The following is a 3,857-nucleotide window of genomic DNA, read 5'->3' on the forward strand; positions in this document are numbered from 1 at the left end:
GGCCTCGAGGGGGCCGATCGCCACTGCCAGAGCCTCGCGCAGGCAGCAGGCGCAACCGGCAAGACCTGGCGGGCGTATCTGTCGACCCAAGGGGTCGGCGGCGCGACCGCGGTCAATGCCCGCGACCGGATCGGCAAGGGGCCATGGCAAAATGCCAAGGGCATCGTCATCGCCAAGGATGTGGCGGAACTCCACGGGACCAACGCCATCAGCAAACAGACCGCGCTGACCGAAGGCGGCGCCATGGTGAACGGTCGCGGCGACACGCCCAACACGCACGACATCCTGACCGGGTCGCAACCGGACGGCACGGCGTTCACCGGGGCGCAGGATCAAACCTGTGGAAACTGGACGAAGAGCGGCACTGAAGGCACCGTCATGTTGGGCCACCATGACCGCATGGGGCTTGACGAACAACCGCCCGCGAAATCCTGGAACTCGTCGCATCCCTCGCGGGGCGGCTGCAGTCAGGACGCCCTCAAGGGCACAGGCGGAGCCGGTCTGTTCTATTGCTTTGCCGCGAATTGAAGCGGCCCGCATGAGACGATCGTCCCGCCTTGGTAAGCGGGACGACTTTTTGTTGTCGCGTCACTGCATCGTCGGCAGAATGGCCTCGATTTCTTTGCGTCGCGGCTCCAGGAAGTTCGGTAGCCGCAGGGATTGGCCGAGCAATTCCGCCGGTTCGTCCACGGCAAAACCCGGATCGTCCGTGGCGATCTCGAACAGCAATCCTCCGGGCTCGCGGAAATAGACGGCGCGGAAATAGTCGCGGTTCTTCTGCTCCGTCGCGGTGATGCGATGGTTGCGCAGAAGCCTTTCGACCATGTCCGCCTGCGCCTCGTCGTTTGCCGCCCGAAACGCCACATGGTGCACCGTCCCGGCGCCGGGTCGTCCGGACAGGAAACCACCGGCCTCGCGCACATCGACGATTCCGCCGAGCGCGCTGCCATCCGACCGAAAGCGGATGATCGAGCCTTCCCGGCCGATTTCCCGAAAGCCGAGCACATCGCTGAGGATCGCGCCGGTCGGCGCTGCCTCCGCTACGAGCAGCGAGACGCTGTGGAGGCCGCGAATGGCGTGCTCCGAGGGGATCTCGGACCCCGACCAGCCGGGCTCGCCCTCGATCCCCGGCACGGCCACGAGCGCCAGTCGCGTGCCGTCCGGGTCCTTGAACGCGATGACCGTTTCGCCGAAGCGTCTCACCGGCGCCTCATGGGGAACGCCGCGCTCGATGAAACGATGCGTCCAGAATCCCACCGCCCCTTGCGGGATGCGAAACAGTGTTTCCTGCGTCTCCCCGACGCCCACACGGCCGGCGGCGGCGTGTGCCCACGGAAAGAACGTCAGGATCGTGCCGGGCTGTCCTACTTCATCCCCGTAATAGAGATGATAGGTGCTCGGATCGTCGAAATTGACTGTCTTCTTGACGAGACGCAGCCCAAGGGCCTGCGTGTAGAAATGGAGATTGCGGTGGGCCGGTCCTGCGATGGCGGTCACATGATGAATGCCGTTCGGCATGACGAAACTCCTTGGCGGATGGGAAGCTCCGCGCTTCGAGCCTCAAGATAGGTGGATATTGCCTCAGCGCCATGGGAGCTTGCTTGCATCCGCGCAAAACCGCAGCCGCATTGCACAGCATCGCGCCGGCGTCCCCTCGACACCATCCTGTGACGTTCTGGTGTTTCCCGATGATCGTATTTGTCGAGATCGACGCTTTGCGCTTCAATCACGTGGCGTCCGTGGCCACGGCATGCGCGTTTTGCAAGACTGGAATTCGCTGCCGCACCGCGCCGCGGGGCGCCGGGCAATCGAGTGAACGTTCGCGTTTCAACCCCATCACGGAAGGAAGCCAACGCATGAGTATCTTCACCACTCGGGACGGGACCGAAATCTACTACAAGGACTGGGGCAGCGGAGAACCGGTCGTCTTCAGCCATGGCTGGCCCCTCAGCTCCGACAGCTGGGAGGCCCAGATGCTTCATCTGTCGACAAACGGCTTTCGCGCGATCGCCCACGACCGGCGAGGACACGGACGATCGAGCCAGCCATCGCACGGAAACGACATGGACACCTACGCCGACGATCTCGCGGCGCTGCTGGAAAAGCTCGATCTCGAGGGTGTGATCCTGATCGGCTTTTCAACCGGCGGCGGCGAGGTGGCGCGTTTCATCGGCCGGCATGGAACGAAGCGTCTGGCGAAGGCGGCGCTCATCTCCGCCGTGCCCCCTCTCATGCTCAAGACCGATGCCAATCCGGAGGGTCTTCCGCTATCGGTGTTCGATGACATCCGCGCGGGCGTCATCGCCGACCGGTCTCAATTCTATCAGGATCTGAGCGCCGCGTTCTTCAACGCCAATCGCCCGGACAACAAGGCGACGAAAGGAATGCGGGATTCGTTCTGGCTGCAGGGGATGCAATCGGGCCACAGGAACCAGCTCGAATGCATCAAGGCTTTCTCGGAAACGGACTTCACCGAGGATCTCAAGAAGTTCGACATTCCAACTCTGATCGTCCATGGCGACGACGACCAGATCGTTCCCATTGTGGCGGCAGCCCACAAGTCGTCCAAGCTGGTGAAGAACGCCACGCTGAAGATCTATCCCGGCGCACCGCACGGCCTGACGGATACGCACAAGCAGCAGCTCAATGGGGACCTGCTGGCTTTTGCGAAGTCCTGAACAAAAAAAGGCCGCCGCAGCCCGTTATGCTGCGACAGCCTGAATTTACCCGGCGCTCCATCGAGCGCCGCTCGCGAGTCGATCAGACGATGAAGAAGTCGGCCGACGAGAGCGCCGGCGCGCCTTTCAGCGTGGCAATGTGAATTGCTTTTCCTGCGCCAGAGCCGTCCGCATCGTAGTAGAGCGCTCCGGTCGTTCCGTCGTATACGATGTGATCGTTGGACGACGCCGCCGCCCCGAAGCTGAAGTCGGATGATTTCAACTGTCCCTTGGACAACGCCCTGAAGTGGGCGCTCTGCAGTTCAACCCTGTCCGAACTCGCATCGAAATCAGTGATCGTGTCGCAGCTCTTCGCGCTGACTGTCCCCTTCAGAGCGAAAGTATCCGAGCCCTCTCCGCCGCTCAGAATGTCCTTGCCGCTGCCGCCGACGAGCCTGTCGTTGCCTTTGCCGCCGAGCATGACGTCATTGCCGGTGCTGCCGTACAGAACATCGTGACCGGTACCGCCCTCAAGGCGATCATGCCCCGAACGTCCGGACAGAACGTCGCTGCTGGAACCGCCGAAGAGGCGATCGCCGCTTGTGCCACCGTCGAGAAAGTCCTTCCCGCCGCCACCTTGCAACTCATCCTTGCCGGCATAGCCGTAAATGGAGTCGTTTCCTGCGCCGCCCGAGAGGTTGTCGCTTCCATTACTCCCGAAGAGGGCGTCAGTGGAAGTGCTCCCGGCCGCTTTGCTGCTTGCAGGAGCCGCGGTGGCCTGCATCGCTGCCGTCGGGGCGAAGGCGCCGGCACCTGTCTTGATGACGAGGTCCTTGTAGTTCACCGCCGTCGTTTCCGACGCGGTCGAACGATACACGCCTTCCTTCCAGTAGGTCTGGGTCTGGTTGGTGTAGCCGAGCGCGCCGTGATAATCGACGATCTTCACGCCATCGCGAAAGATCTGTGCGCTGCCGTTGCCATAGGGATCGAACTTGATGTTCATCTTCATCGTGTACCAATGGCCGCGCACGATGTCCTGGCTGTCGCTGTAGATGTCGCGATAGATCGGGTTGCCGGTCGAGCCGGAATTGCCCGAGATCTTCATCTTGTCGTTGCCGTTGAACTTGATTTCGATCGGCGGCGACATGTTCATGGCCGAGTGAAGCTGGCCCATCACCATCCACTTGGCGGTGTTCTTGG

The 3,857-nt window shown here is 62.3% G+C and carries 4 protein-coding genes; 2 read left to right on the top strand and 2 right to left on the bottom strand.

The window, feature by feature from the left end; genetic code table 11:
• A partial coding sequence (locus AC1DVM_RS22640; protein ID WP_477258314.1) for a hypothetical protein occupies positions 1-528 on the top strand: 528 nt, incomplete at its 5' end.
• Positions 529-588: 60 nt separating this feature from the next.
• Here AC1DVM_RS22640 and AC1DVM_RS22645 read toward each other — a convergent pair.
• Entirely contained in the window at positions 589-1,518 is a 930-nt protein-coding gene (locus AC1DVM_RS22645) for a ring-cleaving dioxygenase (protein WP_477258316.1), read from the bottom strand.
• A 170-nt stretch (positions 1,519-1,688) separates the two neighbouring features.
• Between AC1DVM_RS22645 and AC1DVM_RS22650 the strand changes: the two genes are divergently transcribed.
• Positions 1,689-2,678, top strand: a complete 990-nt coding sequence (locus AC1DVM_RS22650) for an alpha/beta fold hydrolase (protein WP_477258318.1) — start codon at positions 1,689-1,691, stop codon at positions 2,676-2,678.
• 82 nt (positions 2,679-2,760) lie between these two features.
• On the opposite strand, the gene AC1DVM_RS22655 is transcribed toward AC1DVM_RS22650, so the two are convergent.
• Positions 2,761-3,857, bottom strand: a 1,097-nt coding sequence (locus tag AC1DVM_RS22655; RefSeq protein ID WP_477258320.1) for a heparin lyase I family protein, incomplete at its 5' end; no start/stop codon positions are given.

The sequence above is a fragment of the Microvirga sp. P4_A5 genome (assembly GCF_056402495.1).

Coding starts and splice junctions, on each gene's coding strand:
- AC1DVM_RS22645 (WP_477258316.1), bottom strand. CDS start 1,518: ATGCCGAACGGCATTCATCATGTGACCGCCATCGCAGGACCGGCCCAC.
- AC1DVM_RS22650 (WP_477258318.1), top strand. CDS start 1,689: ATGATCGTATTTGTCGAGATCGACGCTTTGCGCTTCAATCACGTGGCG.